Genomic DNA, 17,985 nt, shown 5'->3' on the forward strand with positions numbered 1-17,985 from the left:
CACCTGGCAGGTCAGGCAACGTTCACACGCCCTGAGCAGCGAACTTCCTGACGATCTTCTCCCTGGTCGCAGGCTCGACGCCGCACGCGTCGAGGTATCCGTCGATGCTCCCGAACTCCTGCTCGGCGAGCGTCCACGCTCCCTGCAGGTACTCGGGCTCGACGCCCAGCAGCGGCGTCAGCGCCTCCTTGTCGAGCCCGGGGATCGGGGGGATCACGGCGGCCATGCCCTCGACCGCGGCGGCGCTCGCGAGGTACTCGGCGAGCCGGTCCTCGTCGCTCACGCCACAGACGTGCTGGACCAGGGCGACGATCCACCCCGTGCGGTCCTTGCCCGCCGAGCAGTGCACGACGACCGCGCCGTCGGCGTCTGCGACGTCCTGCAGCGCCGCTCCGACCGTCCTGCGGATCCCCGGGTCCGTGACGAACGTCGCATAGACGCCGTGCATCATGGCACGGGCCAGCGCCTGCGGGTCCTTCGAACCGATCAGCTGACCGATCATCGCGGCGGTGTCGGCCGACCGTTCCTCGGAGTCCTCGGCGTCGACGCCGTCTGCCCCGTCGCTCGAGGCGCGCAGCGCGTGCCCGACGCCGGCGCCCGGGTCCATCCGCCGGGGCACCACCCGCGTGGTCGCCGGGACGACGTCCTGCCCGTCGCGCTCGACCTCGTCCTCGCCACGCAGGTCGAGGTCGACGGTCACGCCGAGCGCCTCGAGCGCGGCCACGCCCTCGGGCGTCAGCCTGGACAGGCCGGCGGTGCGCAGCAGGACGCCGGTACGCAACGGCTCGGTGGCGCCGACCGGCACGGCGCGACCACCCACGTCGCGTGCGTTCCAGGTCCCGGGGATGTCGAGGGCTCCGGGGTCGTTCGTCCGGGCGTGAGCAGCGAGGGAGGAGGTCATGGGGCGAGTCTGTCAGGTCGCGTCAAGAGCCGCCCCACGTCCGAGGGGGCGCCCACCGGAATCGGTGGGCGCCCCCTCGGACGTCTGCGAGCGTGCTGCTGGTTCTCAGCCGCGCAGCGCGTCAGCCGCCTCGCGCGAGGCCGTCCGTGCCGCCTCGAGGAGCGAGGCCGCGTCGGGCCCGGCCGCGAGCACACCGCGCGAGGTCGACGCGAGCACCTGGCGACGAGCGTCGCCGAACACCGCGGCGAGCTCGGCCGCGCCAGCGCCCTGCGCACCGACCCCGGGAGCCAGCAGCGGCCCGTTGACGGCCGGCAGGTCCACCCCGGTGTTGCGCGCCGCGTCACCGATGGTCGCGCCCACGACCAGCCCGATCGACCCGAGCGGGTCCACACCCTCGTTGAGGGCCGCGGCCTCCGCCGCGATGCGCGCGGCGACCGAGCGGACGTCGGCCCCGGCGCCCGTGCGGGCGTGCTGGACCGAAGCGCCCTCCGGGTTGGACGTCAGGCACAGCACGAACAGCCCGCGCCCCGTCTCGAGCGCGGCCTCCACGGCCGGGGTCAGCGACCCGAAGCCCAGGTACGGCGAGACCGTCAGCGCGTCACCCGCGAGCGGCGAGCCGTCGCGCAGGTAGGCGTCCGCGTACCCCGCCATGGTCGACCCGATGTCGCCGCGCTTGGCGTCGACGATCGTCAGCGTCCCGGACGGCCCCGCGGCCGCCGCAGCGGCCAGGACCTCCTCGAGCGCCGCGACCCCGCGCGAGCCGTGGCGCTCGAACAGCGCCGACTGCGGCTTGAGCGCAGCGACGTGCCCACCCACGGCCTCCACGACCCGCAGGCCGAACTCACGGACCCCCGTGGCGTCGTCGGGCAAGCCCCACGCCGCGAGCAGGCCCGGGTGCGGGTCGATGCCCACGCACAGCGGCCCGAGGGAGTCCATGGCCGCGGCGAGCCGCTCCCCGAAGGGGCGACGGGCCGGGGTCACGGCGGCGCTCACGCGTCCGCCGCGGCGTGACGCGCGGCCGTGGCCGTCATGTGCTCCTGCAGGCTCCACACGTCGAACGGACCCGCGAGCACCGCCTCGATGCCCTGGACGGCGGCAGCGAGCTGCTGGGTCGTCGTGACGATCGGCTTGTCCGCGGCGGTCGTGGCTGCGCGGATCTCGTAGCCGTCGGCGCGCGCGCCCTGGCCCGAGGGTGTGTTGATGACCATGTCGACCTTGCCCTCGGTGATGAGGTCGACGATCGTCGGCTCACCGTCCGCGCCGCGGCCCGAGGAGAACTTGCGCACGATCGTGGCAGGGATGCCGTTGCGGCGCAGGACGCCCGCGGTGCCCTGGGTCGCGAGGATCTCGAAGCCCAGCTCGGTGAGGCGCTTGATCGGGAAGACGATCGAACGCTTGTCGCGGTCCGCGACCGACACGAAGACCGAGCCCTTGGTCGGCAGGCCGCCGAACGCCGCCGCCTGGGACTTGGCGAACGCGCGCGGGAAGTCGCGGTCGAAGCCCATGACCTCACCCGTCGAGCGCATCTCCGGGCCCAGGACCGTGTCGACCACGATGCCGTCGGTCGTGCGGAACCGCTTGAACGGCAGCACGGCCTCCTTGACCGCGATGGGGGCGTCGAGGTCGAGCGTCCCGCCGTCGCCCTCGGCGGGCAGGATGCCGCTCGCGCGCAGGTCGGCGATCGACTCGCCCACCATGACACGGGCAGCGGCCTTGGCCAGGGAGACTCCCGTGGCCTTGGAGACGAACGGGACCGTGCGCGAGGCGCGCGGGTTGGCCTCCAGGACGTACAGGACGTCCGAGACCAGCGCGTACTGCACGTTGAGCAGGCCGCGCACGCCCACGCCCTTGGCGATGGCCTCGGTCGAGCGGCGGATGCGCTCGATCTCGGCCTCGCTCAGCGAGACGGGGGGCAGCACGCAGGCCGAGTCGCCCGAGTGGATGCCGGCCTCCTCGATGTGCTCCATGACGCCGCCGAGGTACATCTCGGTGCCGTCGTAGAGCGCGTCGACGTCGATCTCCATCGCGTCGTCGAGGAAGCGGTCGATGAGCAGCGGCGCGGGCAGCGAGCCCGTCGTGGTGCGGTCGTCGGTCGCGGCGGCGTGCAGCGCACGCTCGACGTAGCCCGTGAGCTGCTCGGCCGAGTAGACGATCTCCATGCCGCGCCCACCGAGCACGTAGGAGGGACGCACGAGCACCGGGTAGCCGATGCCCTCGGCGATCTCCTGGGCCTCGGCCAGGGACGTCGCCGTGCCGAACGCCGGGGCGGGCAGGCCCGCCTCGGCCAGGACGCGACCGAACACGCCACGGTCCTCGGCCGCGTCGATGGCCTCGGGCGAGGTGCCGAGGATGGGCAGGCCCGCGTCGGCCAGTCGCTGCGCGAGGCTCAGCGGGGTCTGGCCGCCGAGCTGCACGATGATGCCCGCGACGGGTCCCGCGGCGAGCTCGGCCTGGTAGACCTCGAGGACGTCCTCGAACGTGAGCGGCTCGAAGTAGAGGCGGTCCGAGGTGTCGTAGTCCGTCGAGACGGTCTCCGGGTTGCAGTTGACCATGACGGTCTCGTACTCGTCCTTGAGCGCGAGGGTCGCGTGCACGCACGAGTAGTCGAACTCGATGCCCTGACCGATGCGGTTGGGGCCCGAGCCCAGGATCAGGACCGCGGGACGCTCGCGCGGTGCGACCTCGGACTCGAGGTCGTACGACGAGTAGTGGTACGGCGTCTTGGCGGCGAACTCGGCCGCGCACGTGTCGACCGTCTTGTAGACCGGGCGCACGTCGAGCGCGTAGCGGACCTCTCGGACCGTGGACTCCCCCGCCGCACCCATGCCGCGCAGCTTCGCGATCTGCGGGTCCGACAGACCGTGGCGCTTGGCCTCGAGCAGCACGTCGCGCGTGAGCGCGTCGGCCGAGGCGACCGACTCGGCGACCTCGTTGATGAGCTGGATCTGGTCCAGGAACCACGGGTCGATCTTGGTGGCCTCGAAGACCTGCTCGAGGCTCGCGCCGGCGCGCAGCGCCTGCTGGGTCGCGACCAGGCGGCCCTCGGTCGGGCGGGCGATCTCCGCCAGGAGCTCGTCGAGCGCCTCGCCCGAGACGGGCTCGCCGTCCCAGTGGAAGACCGAGCCGGCCTTGTCGATCGACCGCATGGCCTTGCCGAGCGCCTCGGTGAAGTTGCGGCCCATGGCCATGGCCTCGCCGACCGACTTCATGGTCGTCGAGAGCGTCGGGTCCGCGGCCGGGAACTTCTCGAACGCGAAGCGCGGGACCTTGACCACGACGTAGTCGAGCGTGGGCTCGAACGACGCGGGCGTGACCTGCGTGATGTCGTTGGGGATCTCGTCGAGCGTGTAGCCCACCGCGAGCTTCGCGGCGATCTTCGCGATCGGGAACCCCGTGGCCTTGGACGCCAGCGCCGACGAGCGCGAGACGCGCGGGTTCATCTCGATGACGATGATGCGGCCCGTGTCGGGGTGCACCGCGTACTGGATGTTGCAGCCGCCCGTGTCGACGCCGACCTCGCGGATGACCGCGATGCCGATGTCGCGCAGCTTCTGGAACTCGCGGTCCGTGAGCGTGAGCGCCGGGGCGACCGTGACCGAGTCGCCCGTGTGCACGCCGACCGGGTCCACGTTCTCGATCGAGCACACGACGACCACGTTGTCCGCGGTGTCGCGCATGAGCTCGAGCTCGTACTCCTTCCAGCCGAGGATCGACTCCTCGAGGAGCACCTCGGTCGTGGGCGAGTAGTGCAGGCCCTGGCCCACGATGCGGCGCAGGTCCTGCTCGTCGTAGGCGATGCCCGAGCCGAGACCGCCCATGGTGAAGGAGGGGCGCACGACCATGGGGTAGCCGAGCGAGTCGGCGGCCGCGATGGCCTCGTCGATCGTGTGGATGATCTCCGAGCGGGCGCTCTCGCCGCCGCACTTCTCGACGACCTCCTTGAACTGCTGGCGGTCCTCGCCCTTCTCGATCGCGGCGATGTTCGCCCCGATGAGCTCGACGTCGTACTGCGCGAGGACCCCGGCCTCGTCGAGCGCGATCGCGGCGTTGAGGGCCGTCTGGCCGCCGAGGGTCGCGAGCAGCGCGTCGGGGCGCTCCTTGGCGATGATGGTCGTCAGGACCTCGGTCGTGATGGGCTCGACGTAGGTCGCGTCGGCGAACTCGGGGTCCGTCATGATCGTGGCGGGGTTCGAGTTGACGAGGATGACCCGCAGGCCCTCCTCCTTCAGGACGCGGCAGGCCTGCGTGCCCGAGTAGTCGAACTCGCACGCCTGGCCGATGACGATCGGCCCGGAGCCGATCACCAGGACGCTGGAGATGTCAGTTCTGCGAGGCACGGCTCAGATCTCACTTTCGGAGGACGGGGTGACCGGGGCGGCGTTCGTCGCGGAGCCGGAGGCCCCTGCGGAGTCGCGCATCAGGTCGAGGAAGCGGTCGAAGAGGTAGGCGGCGTCGTGCGGGCCCGCTGCGGCCTCGGGGTGGTACTGCACCGAGAAGGCCGGGCGGTCGAGGCACGCGAGCCCCTCGACGACCTGGTCGTTGAGACCGATGTGCGAGACGACGACGCGGCCGTAGCGCCCGCCGTCGTGCGGGGCGACCGACTCCCCGTCGCGCGGGGCGTCGACGGCGAAGCCGTGGTTGTGCGCGGTGACCTCGACCTTGCCCGTGGTGCGGTCGAGCACCGGCTGGTTGATGCCGCGGTGGCCGTAGCCGAGCTTGTAGGTGCCGTACCCGAGCGCGCGGCCCAGGATCTGGTTGCCGAAGCAGATGCCGAAGTACGGGATGCCGCGGTCGAGGACCGCGCGCAGCAGCTCGACCTCGGTCGTCGCCGCGCCCGGGTCGCCCGGGCCGTTGGAGAAGAACACGCCGTCGGGCGCGAGCGCGACGATCTGGTCGATCGTGGTCGTGCTCGGCACGACGTGCACCCGCACGCCGCGCTCGGCGAGGCGCTGGGGCGTCATGGCCTTGATGCCCAGGTCGACCGCGACGACCGTCGCGACCGGCTCCTGGCCGGCGTGCTCGCCCGAGGGCTCCACGACGTACGCCTCGGGCGTGCTGACCTCGCGGGCCAGGTCCGCGCCCGTCATGGCCGGGGCCGAGCGGACGAGCTCGACGAGCTCCTCCGTGGGGCGCGGGTAGCCGCCACGACGCAGGTCCTCGCCCGAGAAGATGCCCGCACGCATCGTGCCGAGCTCGCGCAGGTGGCGCGTGAGGGCACGCGTGTCGATCGAGCTGATGCCCACGACGCCCTGCGCCGCGAGGTCCTCGTCGAGCGAGCGCGTCGCGCGCCAGTTCGAGGCGCGGCGCGCAGGGTCGCGCACCACGTAGCCGCTGACCCAGATGCGGGTCGACTCGGCGTCCTCGTCGTTGACTCCCGTGTTCCCGATGTGGGGGGCCGTCATGACGACGATCTGCCGGTGGTAGGACGGGTCGGTCAGCGTCTCCTGGTAGCCGGTCATGCCGGTGTTGAAGACGATCTCGCCGAACGTCGTGCCACGGGCCCCGTAGGCCAGGCCCGTCAGGGTCGTGCCGTCCTCGAGGACCAGGACCGCGGTCCGGTCGTCGGCCTGGGCGTCCGTGCTGGGGGTCGAGATGCTCACTGCTGCGGCTCCTTCGAGTCGTCGTTCGGTGCGCCGTCGGCGGCGGGAAGAAGCTCGCGCACGGCGTTCAGGAGGGTGGCACGGTCGGCGGTCTGCTGGGTCCGCAGTCCAGTATCCAGGCGTGTGGCGGGCGCGTCCCCGGCCGCGGGGACGGTCCAGGTCAGCACGACCAGGCCGTCCTTGCCCACGTACTTGCCCGCCATCCCGGGGGCCAGCGAGACGGCCTCGAGGGCGCTCGCGGCCAGGAAGAGGTCGGGTGCGCCCTGTCGGGAGACCAGGACTCCGGTGCGGTGCACGGTCACGGTCGCGTTCGACCGGAAGCCGAGGCGGTGCGCCCCGACGCGGGCGAGCCAGTCCCCCGCGAGCGTGCTGGAGACGTAGACCGCGGTCACGGGGCCGGCCAGCACCTCGCCCAGGTCGCCCTCGGGGACGGCCGGCGGGGCGGGGACGGTCTGGGCCGTGCGGGTCGTCAGGCGCTTGAGGCCCACGAAGACGACCGTGAGCAGGACCAGGCCGATGACGACCCAGATGCCGACCGCGACGGGCAGGGGGAGGTTCACGAGCGGACCCCCACGACCTGCTCGACCGGGGTGCCGTCCAGGACGGTCGCGCGCCCGCGCAGGAAGGTCGCGACGACCCGTCCCGGGAGCTCGTAGCCCTGGAAGGGCGTGTTGGTGCTCGCCGTGGCCTGCGCCGAGCCGTCGACCACGCGCCGGGCCGCCGGGTCCACGAGGACCACGTTGGCGGGCTCGCCGACCTCGAGGGGGCGACCCTGCGCCGTCGGGCCCTCGTCGATGCGGCCGATGCGCGCGGGCGCGGCCGACAGGACGCGCGCCACGTCCGCCCAGGTCATGCGGCCCGAGTCGACCATGGTCTCCTGCACGACGCTCAGGGCCGTCTCCAGGCCCGTCATGCCGAACGCGGCCGCGGCCCACTCGCAGTCCTTGTCCTCGCGCGTGTGCGGGGCGTGGTCGGTCGCGACGATGTCGATCGTGCCGTCGGCCAGGCCCTGGCGCACGGCCTCGACGTCCGCCGCGGTACGTAGCGGAGGGTTGACCTTGAACGTCGGGTCGTAGTCGCGCGCGAGCTCGTCGGTAAGGATGAGGTGGTGCGGGGTGACCTCGGCCGTCACGTCGATCCCGCGGCCCTTGGCCCAGCGGATGATCTCGACCGAGCCGGCCGTGGACAGGTGGCACACGTGCAGGCGCGAGCCCACGTGCTCGGCGAGCAGCACGTCGCGCGCGATGATCGCCTCCTCGGCGACCGCGGGCCAGCCCGCGAGACCAAGCTCGGCCGAGACGACGCCCTCGTTCATCTGGGCGCCCTCCGTGAGGCGGGGCTCCTGCGCGTGCTGGGCCACGACGCCGTCGAACGCCTTGACGTACTCCAGGGCGCGGCGCATCAGGATGGGGTCCCAGACGCACTTGCCGTCGTCCGAGAACACGCGCACGCGCGCGGCCGAGTCGGCCATGGCGCCGATCTCGGCGAGGTGGTGGCCCTCGAGGCCCACGCTGACCGCGCCGACCGGGTGGACGTCGACCCAGCCCGCGTCGCGCCCGATCCGCCAGACCTGCTCGACGACGCCCGCGGTGTCCGCGACCGGGGTCGTGTTGGCCATGGCGTGCACCGCGGTGAAGCCGCCCACGGCCGCGGCGCGCGTGCCCGAGACGATGGTCTCGGCGTCCTCGCGCCCCGGCTCGCGCAGGTGCGTGTGCAGGTCGACGAGGCCGGGCAGGGCGACCAGGCCGGCCGCGTCGACGACGGTCTCGCCGTCCGTGACCGGGCTGTTCGCCGCGCGGACCTCGGTGATGACGCCGCCCGCGAGGACCAGGTCGACCGGGTCGGCGCCCAGCGGTGCCGCGCCCTGCAGGACGTAGGTGGGGTTCGTGGTCTGCTCGCTCATTCGAGTCCAGCCCTTTCCGTGGAAGCGTCGCCCGCGAGGAGCAGGTAGAGGACGGCCATGCGCACCGCGACCCCGTTGGCGACCTGCTCGACGATCACCGCGCGCGGTGAGTCGGCGGCCTCCGCCGAGATCTCCAGGCCACGGTTCATGGGGCCGGGGTGCATGACGATGGAGTGGTCGGGCAGGAGCGCCAGGCGGCGCCCGTCGAGCCCGAAGTTGCGCGTGTACTCGAGCGGGTTGGGGAAGAACGCTCCCCCACCTGCTCCCGAGCCGCTCATGCGCTCGCGCTGGACGCGGAGCATCATCACGGCGTCCGGGGCGGTCTCCGCGAGGACCTCGTCGAGGTGGTACGAGACGTCGCACGGCCAGGTCTCGACACCCACGGGCACGAGCGTGGGCGGGGCCACCAGGGTGACCTTCGCGCCGAGCGTGTGCAGCAGGTGGACGTTGGAACGGGCCACGCGCGAGTGCAGCACGTCGCCGACGATCGCGACCCGCAGGCCCGCGAGGTCCTGGCCGGTAGGGTCGCCGGTGATCGAGGCGCCCGCGGCGCCGCGCCCGACCAGGTGGCGGCGCATGGTGAACGCGTCGAGCAGCGCCTGCGTGGGGTGCTGGTGCATCCCGTCGCCCGCGTTGACGACCGCCGAGTCGACCCAGCCGGCGTGCGCGAGCGTGTGCGGGGCACCCGAGGCCTGGTGGCGGATCACGACCGCGTCGGCGCCCATGGCCTGCAGGGTCAGGGCCGTGTCCTTGAGCGACTCGCCCTTGGACACGCTCGACCCCTTGGCCGAGAAGTTGATGACGTCGGCCGACAGCCGCTTGGCCGCGGTCTCGAACGAGATCCGGGTGCGCGTCGAGTCCTCGAAGAACAGGTTGACGACCGTGCGACCGCGCAGCGTCGGGAGCTTCTTGATCTCGCGCGACTGCGTCGCGGCCATCTGCGCGGCCGTGTCGAGGATACGGATCGCGTCGGCGCGCGAGAGGTCCGCGGTGGACAGCAGGTGCTTCATCGGGTGCCCTCGCTGGACGTGGTGGGCCGCTGGCTGATCAGGACCGCGTCGGCCACGGGCTCACCCGTGGCGGCGCCGTCGACAGGTCCGTCGGTCTCGACGAGGCGCACGCTCACGCGCTCGGAGAGGGAGGTGGGCAGGTTCTTGCCCACGTAGTCGGGACGGATCGGCAGCTCGCGGTGCCCGCGGTCGACCAGCGCGGCGAGCTGGACCGCGCGGGGGCGGCCGATGTCGCTGATCGCGTCGAGCGCCGCGCGGATGGTGCGACCGGAGAACAGCACGTCGTCGACCAGGACGACGACCTTGCCGTCGATCCCGGAGGCCGGCAGGCGGGTCGCGCCGATGGTGCGGACCGGGTGCTTGTGCAGGTCGTCGCGGTACATGGTGACGTCGAGCTCACCCACGATGCTCGCGGTGTCGAGACCCGGCTCGATCGTCGCGAGGCGCTCGGCGAGCCGCACGGCCAGGGGGACGCCTCGGGTGGGGATGCCCAGGAGGACCACGTCGTGCGCGCCCTTGTTGCGCTCGACGATCTCATGGGCGATGCGGGTCAGCGCCCGCGCGATCTCGGTCTCGCCGAGAACGGTGGTCACGCCGGCCGAGGCGTCCTCGGGGGTGACGGGTGGAACGGAAGATGGTACGGCAGGCCCAGAACTCATTCTGGCGACCCCCTTCCCCGCCTCACTGGACGGGCCTTAAAGGAAATCTGACTCCTTCACCCTACCGCCCGGCCGGGGCGGGCCCCGGCGCTTCTCACGGGGTGGGCAGGCGTCGTTGGTCACAGTGCGGCCGGCGGGGCAGGCAGGCGCGCCGCCGGGCTGTCGGTCGCTCCGTGCAGCCCCGACCGCAGCCCCGGACGCACGGACGCCGGCCCCGCCACGAGGGCGGGACCGGCGTCCGGAGGCACGTCGTGCCACCGAGGTGGCGTGAGGTACTGCCGGCCGACCTGGCTCAGGCCAGGATCGTCGGCTTCATCTCCTCGATGCGGGCCAGCAGGCCGTTGACGAAGCTCGGCGAGTCGTCCGTCGAGAGCTCACGGGCGAGGTCGACGGCCTCGTCGATCGCGACGGCGTCGGGGACGTCGTCGTTGTAGAGGATCTCCCAGCTGCCGATGCGCAGGAGCGCGCGGTCGACCGCGGGCATGCGCTCGAGGGTCCACCCGTGCGAGTAGGTCTCGAGCAGCTCGTCGATCCGCTCGCGGTGCGCCAGGACTCCCTCGACGAGGTCCACGGTGTACTGCGGCAGGGGCGTCTGGCTGCCCGAGTCGACGATCCGGTCGGCGAGAAGGGTCTGCGGGTCCAGCTGGCGCTGCTCGGCCTCGAAGAGGACGTCGAGCGCGCGCTTGCGTGCCTTGGTTCGAGCACCCACGTCAGTCGTTCACGCGCCCCAGGTAGGAACCGTCGCGGGTGTCGACCTTGACCTTGGTGCCCTGCTCGAGGAACAGCGGGACCTGGATCTGTGCGCCGGTCTCGAGCGTCGCGGGCTTGGTGCCGCCCGTGGAGCGGTCGCCCTGCAGGCCCGGCTCGGTGTAGGTGATCTCGAGGACGACCGACGGGGGCAGCTCGACGTAGAGCGGCACGCCCTCGTTCGTCGCGACGAGCGCGCTCTGGCTCTCGAGCATGTAGTCCGCGGCGTCGCCGACGGTCGCGGCCGGGACCGTGATCTGGTCGTACGTGGACGTGTCCATGAAGACGAAGTCCTCGCCGTCCTTGTACAGGTACTGCATGTCGCGCTTGTCGACGTTCGCGGTCTCGATCTTGAGGCCGGCGTTGAAGGTCTTGTCGACGGTCTTGCCGGACAGGACGTTCTTCATCTTGGTGCGAACGAAGGCGCCACCCTTGCCGGGCTTGACGTGCTGGAACTCGATGATCGTCCACAGCTGGCCGTCGAGCTTGAGCACGGTGCCGTTCTTGATGTCGTTGGTCGTCGCCACGTTCGGTCTTCCTGTCGCGTTGTCATGGGGCTGCCGTCGGGGTGTCTCGCGGTGGGAGCCACGTGCGATCCACTGATGCGCACACGTTCGGGTGCGCGCCCTGGCGGTAGCGGGCCCTTCCTGGCGGGCTCCCCGCGCCGACAGCAGCGTTCGAGCGCTGCGGCGTTCCCGGGGGCCGCGAAAGGCCCGGTCCAGTCTACCGGAGGAGACCAAGGATCGCTGCGCCGAGGATTCCGGTCGCTCCGGCCCAGATCATCGAGGCCAGGGTGCCGATCATGAAGCGCTCGGCCGCGACGGGGTGGTCGCGCAGCTCGGGGTAGCGCCCCAGGCCCTTGATCGCGACCACGAACGCGACCCCCGCGGGGTACCCGGCGAGCAGGCAGCCCGTGATCGCGAGGCGCTCGAGGATCCCGATCCACGTGCCGCCGCGCAGGGTCTGGACGGCCTCGTCGCCGAGGGGCCCGCCAGGGTCCGACGACGCCGCTCCGGCCGCCGGGTCGGGTGCGGCGGGCGGGACGGCCGGGGCCGACAGGGACGACACGGGTGGCCCGGCAGGCACGCCGACGGCCGGCGGAGGAGGGACGGGAGCGCTCGGCGCCGTGGTCGCCCCTGCGGCCGGGACGACGTGTCCGGGCGGCGGCGGGACGGGGCCCGGGTCCCTGGCCGGAGGGACCTCCCCCTCGATCTCGGAGCGGCGCGCCGCGGCCCGCAGGACCCATGGCGTGACGAGCATGCCGCCCAGCACGCTGAGCAGGAGGGTCGCGACCACGACCCCCGCCACGGCCATCCCTGATGCGAAGCTCACGCGTCTGCCTCCTGCAGGAGTCTCGTCACGACCGGCCGGACGGCCGCTTCCTCGGACCACAGGCTCGCGCGCAGGCGTTGGCTCACGGCCTGCTCGCTGATCCCGAGGTCCCGGGCCACATCCTTCTGGGTGCCACCCACACGCGCGAGCGCGTCGACGACCTCCCAGCCCGCCGGGGTGCGCCGGGCGCCCACCGCGAGCAGGAGCCGCAGGAGCGCCTCGACCTCGCCGGCTGCCGCCGGGTCGGGTCCTTCGACTGCCGTCGGGACGGGGCTGCCGCGGGTCTTGGCCCGCTCGACCGCGGCGCGGGCGTGGACGAACGCCGACCCGGACGCCTCGCGCGAGGCCTGGGGCAGACGCCCGTCGGGCCCGGGAAGCACCTGACCGATGCCGAGACCCGTGCTCCAGCCTCCCCACCTGCCCAGGGCGAGGACGAGCTCCACGACGAGCGCGGCGTCGTCGAGCACGGCCTGCACCTCGTCGCCGACGGTCCGGTCGAAGGGGATGACGACCCCCGCGCGGTCCTCGTAGGGCGCGAGGCGGCCGAGCAGGTCCGGCACGAGGTCCCCCCGGCGGGTGCTGGCTCTCTGGTCCACTGTCAGGACGAACATCCCTCCACGGTAGACCCTTGATCCACCATCCTCAAGGGGTAGAACTTGATTCTCTCTTATCAAGCCTCAGAGCGTGATAGGGCAGGATCTAGGCCGCTAGCCGCGACACGATCGCCAGGACCGCCAGGCGGTACGAGTCGAACCCGAACCCGGCCACGGTGCCCGTCGCCACCCCGCCGATGACCGAGTTGTGGCGGAACTCCTCGCGTGCCGCGGGGTTGCTCAGGTGCACCTCGACGAGCAGCAGGCCCGCCTTGGTCACCTGCGCCGCCGCGTCCCGCAGAGCGTACGAGTAGTGCGTGAACGCCGCGGGGTTGAGCACCACGTGCGCGCCGTCGTCGACCGCGCCGTGCAACCAGCCGACCAGCTCCGACTCGTCGTCCGTCTGGCGGACCTGGACCTCGAGGTCGTTCTCCGCTCCCCAGCGCTCGCCCGCCGCGACCAGGTCGGCGTAGGACGCCGCCCCGTAGACGTCGGGCTCGCGGACGCCCAGGCGACCGAGGTTGGGACCGTTGAGGATGAGGACACGAGTCATGCGCAGAGCCTAGCGGGCATCGCTTTCCGCACGAACTGACGTCCATCCGCTTGGGTTGAGCAACTTGCGCCAAGGCGCCGCCCATGCGCATATGCCCAAGATCGACCGGACCCGTGCCACCCATGAAGTTCCATACCCTTTCGGTTGCCTCACGGGGCTCCAATGCTCGATCGACCGCCCGTGGCGCCCTGGCAAACCCTGCCGCGCTCAGGTGCTCCAACCTCAGAGCAATATCGGGCCGCACCGACGGGGTCGACAAACGCGCGGCACTCTTGTTCGGATGGGAGGACCTCGCCCCGCCTGAACAAGAGTGCCGCGCTTGATGGCAGACGCCCTGCCAATGGGGCGCACCTCCACTCAGCGCCAGCCCCGAAACCTGAACTAGCTAGGGCAGTACGACACGTTGCCGTTGAAGAGGTTCCAGCGCATTGAATCACGGGTCTGCGGGCCATACTTCCCATCGGCAGGGATGCCCTCGGCGCGCTGGGCGTTCGCGAGCGCAGCAGCCGTGGCTGGACCGAAAACTCCGTCCCACGCAATATCCTGCCGATAGCAGAACGTGAGAGCCTCCTGGAGACGTCGAACCCCGGAGCCGCTCTGCTTGTACTGATGCATGTAGCAGTTGAGGCTAACCGAATTGTATGCAGGTCGCGCAAAAGCAGAATCGTTGATGTTGATCGAATTGCAGTATGCGACTGCGGCATTGGCAGGCGCAGCGGTCGCAACCCCGCCAACCGACAGCATTGCGAACGCGAGCAGGGTCGCGACCATGCGCTTGGGAGACCTCATTGTTCCTCCTGTCATAGAGACGACCATTCGCCCCCTCAAGGGGAGAGCGTACCGGAATGACCCGATCGTGACTAGTGTGCATTTTGAGAAGCGACTGACGGCGCGGCTGGCCGCGGTCGCCAACTGCCCGCCCTTTCGTGCTGGACAATGGATCGCGGCTGTCCCGCGTAGAACGCGCGCCAAGCGGCTGCGCTGACACATGCCGCCCCGCCTCTCGCCGTTCACCCTCACGCCCGTCGGACGGTCTACGATGCGCGCGTGCCAGATCACCAGAACGTGACGCCCGCCACACCCGGCCACGGGGCCGACATCGGCGCAGCCCCCGCCGCGGACGCCGCCTCGCCCTCCCCCGTCGTCGGCAGACGCCAGGTCCTCGCCTGGTCCCTGTGGGACTGGGGCTCGGCCGCGTTCAACGCCGTCGTCACGACGTTCGTCTTCACGCGCTGGATCACGAGCGACGCGTTCGTCGAGGCGGGAGCTGCCGACCCCGACGCGGTCATGGCCGACCACACGGCCTGGCTCGGGTGGGGCCTGACGATCGCCGGCGCGCTCATCGCCCTGCTCGCCCCCGCGCTCGGGGCGCTCGCGGACGCCTCGGGCCGACGCAAGGTGTGGCTCGGCGTCAACACCGCGGCGACCGTCGCGGCCATGGTCGCCATGTTCTTCGTGCAGCCCGTCCCCGGTTCGCTGTCCGACGCCGTGATCCTGGGCGTCGTGCTCCTCTCGGCGGGCAACGTCTTCTTCGAGCTGGCCTCCGTGGCGTACAACGCCCTGCTGCTCGACATCTCGACGCCTCGCACGATCGGGCGCATCAGCGGCATCGGCTGGGGTGCGGGCTACGTCGGCGGGATCGTGCTGCTGCTGGTGCTGTTCGTCGGCTTCATCAACCCCGAGGTCGGCTGGTTCGGCGTCACGGGCACGGACGGCATGGACATCCGGGTGAGCGTCCTGCTCTCGGCCCTGTGGTTCGCGGTGTTCGCGATCCCGGTGCTCCTGGCAGTCCCGGAGACGCCGCGCCCGGGAGGGTCCGCGCCGATCGGTGTCGTGGGCGCGTACCGCAAGCTCGGCCGAGACCTCGTCCACCTGTGGCGCACGCGTCGTTCGACGCTCGGCTACCTCGTCGCGAGCGCCGTCTACCGCGACGGCCTGGCGGGCGTCTTCACGTTCGGGGCGGTGATCGCCTCGGGCACGTTCGGGTTCAGCGCGAGCGAGGTCATCGTGTTCGCGATCGCCGCGAACGTCGTCGCCGGGCTCTCGACGATCGCGGCCGGCTGGCTCGACGACAAGATCGGCCCGCGCCGCGTGATCCTGGGCTCGCTCGTGGGTCTGGTGATCTCCGGCACGGCCGTCTTCGTCCAGCACGACGGCGGCGCGAACGTCTTCTGGGTCTGGGGCCTGCTGCTGTGCGCGTTCGTCGGCCCGGCCCAGTCCGCCAGCCGTGCCCTCCTGGGCCGTATCAGCGACGAGGGGCGTGAGGCCGAGGCGTTCGGCCTGTACGCGACCACGGGGCGCGCCGCGAGCTTCCTCGCGCCGATGGCGTTCGCGACCATGGTCGCCGTGTCGGGCGAGCAGTTCTGGGGCCTCCTGGGGATCGTCGCCGTGATCCTCGTCGGGCTCGTGCTCATGCTGTTCGTGCGCTTCCCGGCCGGGGACGGCGTCGACGGCGGCAAGGACCTCGTGACCGTGCCCGCGGGCGCTGCGGGCGCTGCGGGGACGGCAAGCACGGAGGACCGGCGATGACAGAGGACCAGCGATGAAGGACCAGGCGTGACGGAGCCCCTCAGGACGACCGACGAGCGGGCCCCAGGTGGGGATGCCTCGGGGCCGCGCGCAGGGCTCGCCTGGCGACCCGACCACCTGCTCGCCGGCTTCGAGGCCGCGACGCTCGCCACGGGCGGCCCTCCTCCCGGGGTGCGCGCGGGACTCCTGTCGCTCGTCCCTCCCCTTCCTGGCCGGGCCGCGAGCGCCCGCGCGGCCGTGGGGCAGTCCACGGGGCACGACGCCGACGCGGGTCCGGAGATCGCTCCCGAGCCCGGTCCGCCTCCCGTCGCGACGCTCGTGCGCCGCACGCCCGGGGCGCCGGAGGACGCCGGACGGCGCAGGGGCGTGTTCCTGCACGTCCACGGCTACAACGACTACTTCTTCCAGGACCACCTGGCCCGGGCGGTCGAGGACGCGGGCTACGCGTTCTTCGCCGTGGACCTTCGGGCCGCGGGGCGCTCCCTGCGGCCTGGGCAGGTCCCGCACTTCGTCGAGGACCTGCGGGAGCCTGCCACGGACCTGTCGGTCGCAGTCGCGGCCGTCCGCGGGCTGCACCCCGGTCTGCCCCTGGTGGTGCACGCGCACTCGACGGGGGGCCTGGTGGCACCGTTGTGGGCGCACGCGCACCGTCGGCAGCATCTGGTCGACGCGCTCGTGCTGGACTCGCCGTTCCTCGACCTCAACTCGAGCTGGCTGAACCGGACGATCGCGACCAGGGTGCTCGACGCCGTCGGGCCGTGGTCTCCCCTGGCGGTGCTCAGCGCCGCGCCCTCGGCGTACGCGACGCACCTGCTCGCGGCGAACGGGGGCCGGTGGGACTTCGACCCGGAGCTCAAGCGTCCCGATGGCGTGCCCGTCCGGGCCGGTTGGCTGCGGGCCGTGCGCCAGGGGCAGGCGCGGCTCGCGCGCGGGCTCGACGTCGCGTGCCCCGTGCTCGTGGCCCACTCGGCGAGCTCGGGGCCCGACGACCTGACCAACCCCCTGCTCGACGAGCAGGACACGGTCCTGGACGTCGAGCAGATCGCGCGTCTGGCCCCGCGCGTGGGACCGGACGTGACGATCCGTCCGGTCGAGGGCGGGGTGCACGACCTGACGCTGTCCGCGGACGGACCGCGCGAGGCCTACCTGACCTCGATGCTGACCTGGCTCGACGCCCGGCTGGCGCATCCGGGGCGTCTGGGGCACGGCGGGCGTGCCGTGGGCCCGCCCCGATGAGCCGCACGGACCTGCGCGGCGGTCGCCCCGGGGCCTGGCGTCACCCCTACCTGGAATCCCCTACGGGGTTCGTGGCGCTCGCTCACCGCGGGTTCTCGCTCGACGGGCTCGAGAACTCGCTCGCGGCGTTCGCCGCGGCCCGCGCGCTCGGGTTCGGGTACGTCGAGACGGACGCGCACGCGACGTCCGACGACGTCGCGGTGGCCCTGCACGACGCGAGCCTGGACCGCACGACGGACGGCACGGGGATGGTCGCGGACCTGCCCTGGGCTCGGGTGCGCGACGCGCGGATCGGGGGCGTCGAGCCGGTCCCTCTGCTGGAGGACGTCCTGGGGACCTGGCCGGACCTGCGGGTCAACGTCGACGTGAAGGCGGACTCGGCCGTCGGGCCGGTCGCTGCGGCGATCGAGCGCACGCGCGCGCACGAGCGGGTGTGCGTCGCCTCGTTCTCCCCGGCGCGCAGGCGACGGACGGTCGAGCGCCTGACCCGGCCTGTGGCGACCTCGACGGGCACGAGCGAGGTGGCGGCGTTCCTGCTCGCGGCCCGGGCCGGGGCACCGCGGGCCCCGTTCGGCGCGCTCGCGTCCTGGGCGCTGCGCGGCGCCGACTGCCTGCAGGTCCCCGAGAGGCAGGGCCCGTTGACGGTCGTGGACGCCCGGACGGTCGCGGCCGCGCACGCCGCGGGCCGCCAGGTGCACGTGTGGACGATCAACGACCCCCTCGAGATGGGGCGGCTGGTCGACCTGGGGGTCGACGGGATCGTGACGGACCGCGCCGACCTGCTGCGCGAGGTCCTCCTCGCGCGGGGGCGCTGGGCCTGAGGCCCGCTCCGCGCGGACCGCGACCGAGACGGCGAACGGCCCGTCCCCCCACCGGTGGGGGGACGGGCCGTGGTGCGTCGTGGCGGCTCCGCAGGAGGCCC

At 72.4% G+C, this 17,985-nt stretch carries 17 protein-coding genes; 3 read left to right on the plus strand and 14 right to left on the minus strand.

Going from position 1 to position 17,985, the window contains the following annotated elements:
• Nucleotides 1–22 precede the first annotated feature (22 nt).
• From ASE27_RS14800 to ASE27_RS20475, 14 genes are all read right to left on the minus strand, one after another.
• Nucleotides 23–901 (minus strand): tyrosine-protein phosphatase, encoded by an 879-nt coding sequence (locus ASE27_RS14800; RefSeq protein WP_056651989.1) that lies wholly within the window; start codon nt 899–901, stop codon nt 23–25.
• Between the two features lie 105 nt (nt 902–1,006).
• On the minus strand, nt 1,007–1,894 hold the full coding sequence (gene pyrF, locus ASE27_RS14805) for an orotidine-5'-phosphate decarboxylase (RefSeq protein ID WP_056651991.1): 888 nt from the start codon (nt 1,892–1,894) through the stop codon (nt 1,007–1,009).
• Nucleotides 1,891–5,238, minus strand: a complete 3,348-nt coding sequence (gene carB / locus ASE27_RS14810) for a carbamoyl-phosphate synthase large subunit (RefSeq protein ID WP_056651994.1) — start codon at nt 5,236–5,238, stop codon at nt 1,891–1,893. Before carB ends, pyrF begins: the two co-directional genes overlap by 4 nt.
• Before the next feature lie 3 nt (nt 5,239–5,241).
• Nucleotides 5,242–6,501 carry a glutamine-hydrolyzing carbamoyl-phosphate synthase small subunit gene (carA, locus tag ASE27_RS14815; RefSeq protein WP_056651997.1) on the minus strand — a complete coding sequence of 420 codons (1,260 nt, stop codon included), beginning with the start codon at nt 6,499–6,501 and terminating at the stop codon, nt 5,242–5,244.
• Nucleotides 6,498–7,061, minus strand: coding sequence for a hypothetical protein (locus tag ASE27_RS14820; protein WP_231907732.1), 564 nt, complete (start codon nt 7,059–7,061; stop codon nt 6,498–6,500). The genes carA and ASE27_RS14820 overlap by 4 nt, the downstream gene beginning before the upstream one ends.
• The gene (locus ASE27_RS14825; RefSeq protein WP_056652000.1) at nt 7,058–8,404 is read right to left on the minus strand and encodes a dihydroorotase; all 1,347 of its coding nucleotides are present in this window, start codon (nt 8,402–8,404) and stop codon (nt 7,058–7,060) included. The genes ASE27_RS14820 and ASE27_RS14825 overlap by 4 nt, the downstream gene beginning before the upstream one ends.
• Nucleotides 8,401–9,414, minus strand: coding sequence for an aspartate carbamoyltransferase catalytic subunit (locus tag ASE27_RS14830; RefSeq protein ID WP_056652003.1), 1,014 nt, complete (start codon nt 9,412–9,414; stop codon nt 8,401–8,403). Before ASE27_RS14830 ends, ASE27_RS14825 begins: the two co-directional genes overlap by 4 nt.
• Nucleotides 9,411–10,073 (minus strand): bifunctional pyr operon transcriptional regulator/uracil phosphoribosyltransferase PyrR, encoded by a 663-nt coding sequence (pyrR, locus tag ASE27_RS14835; RefSeq protein WP_056652006.1) that lies wholly within the window; start codon nt 10,071–10,073, stop codon nt 9,411–9,413. The genes ASE27_RS14830 and pyrR overlap by 4 nt, the downstream gene beginning before the upstream one ends.
• 292 nt (nt 10,074–10,365) lie before the next feature.
• Nucleotides 10,366–10,782 (minus strand): transcription antitermination factor NusB, encoded by a 417-nt coding sequence (gene nusB / locus ASE27_RS14840; protein WP_056652009.1) that lies wholly within the window; start codon nt 10,780–10,782, stop codon nt 10,366–10,368.
• A gap of 1 nt (nt 10,783) precedes the next feature.
• Nucleotides 10,784–11,347, minus strand: a complete 564-nt coding sequence (gene efp, locus ASE27_RS14845; RefSeq protein WP_056652011.1) for an elongation factor P — start codon at nt 11,345–11,347, stop codon at nt 10,784–10,786.
• 196 nt (nt 11,348–11,543) lie between these two features.
• On the minus strand, nt 11,544–12,152 hold the full coding sequence (locus ASE27_RS14850) for a hypothetical protein (protein WP_235534409.1): 609 nt from the start codon (nt 12,150–12,152) through the stop codon (nt 11,544–11,546).
• Nucleotides 12,149–12,763, minus strand: a complete 615-nt coding sequence (locus tag ASE27_RS14855; protein ID WP_056652017.1) for a hypothetical protein — start codon at nt 12,761–12,763, stop codon at nt 12,149–12,151. The genes ASE27_RS14850 and ASE27_RS14855 overlap by 4 nt, the downstream gene beginning before the upstream one ends.
• A gap of 88 nt (nt 12,764–12,851) precedes the next feature.
• On the minus strand, nt 12,852–13,298 hold the full coding sequence (locus ASE27_RS14860) for a type II 3-dehydroquinate dehydratase (protein WP_056652020.1): 447 nt from the start codon (nt 13,296–13,298) through the stop codon (nt 12,852–12,854).
• 381 nt (nt 13,299–13,679) lie between these two features.
• Entirely contained in the window at nt 13,680–14,069 is a 390-nt protein-coding gene (locus ASE27_RS20475) for a peptidoglycan-binding domain-containing protein (RefSeq protein WP_162259233.1), read from the minus strand.
• 276 nt (nt 14,070–14,345) lie between these two features.
• Between ASE27_RS20475 and ASE27_RS14865 the strand changes: the two genes are divergently transcribed.
• Genes ASE27_RS14865 through ASE27_RS14875 form a run of 3 tightly spaced genes read left to right on the plus strand, consistent with a single transcriptional unit; the run spans nt 14,346 to nt 17,884 of the window.
• Complete coding sequence (locus ASE27_RS14865) at nt 14,346–15,827, plus strand: MFS transporter (protein WP_235535449.1); 1,482 nt, start codon at nt 14,346–14,348, stop codon at nt 15,825–15,827.
• 27 nt (nt 15,828–15,854) lie between these two features.
• Nucleotides 15,855–17,063, plus strand: a complete 1,209-nt coding sequence (locus ASE27_RS14870) for an alpha/beta hydrolase (protein ID WP_235535450.1) — start codon at nt 15,855–15,857, stop codon at nt 17,061–17,063.
• Nucleotides 17,060–17,884, plus strand: coding sequence for a glycerophosphodiester phosphodiesterase family protein (locus tag ASE27_RS14875; protein WP_082608963.1), 825 nt, complete (start codon nt 17,060–17,062; stop codon nt 17,882–17,884). The genes ASE27_RS14870 and ASE27_RS14875 overlap by 4 nt, the downstream gene beginning before the upstream one ends.
• Nucleotides 17,885–17,985: the final 101 nt, after the last annotated feature.

The organism is Oerskovia sp. Root918 (genome assembly GCF_001428945.1).
Taxonomy (GTDB): domain Bacteria; phylum Actinomycetota; class Actinomycetes; order Actinomycetales; family Cellulomonadaceae; genus Oerskovia; species Oerskovia enterophila.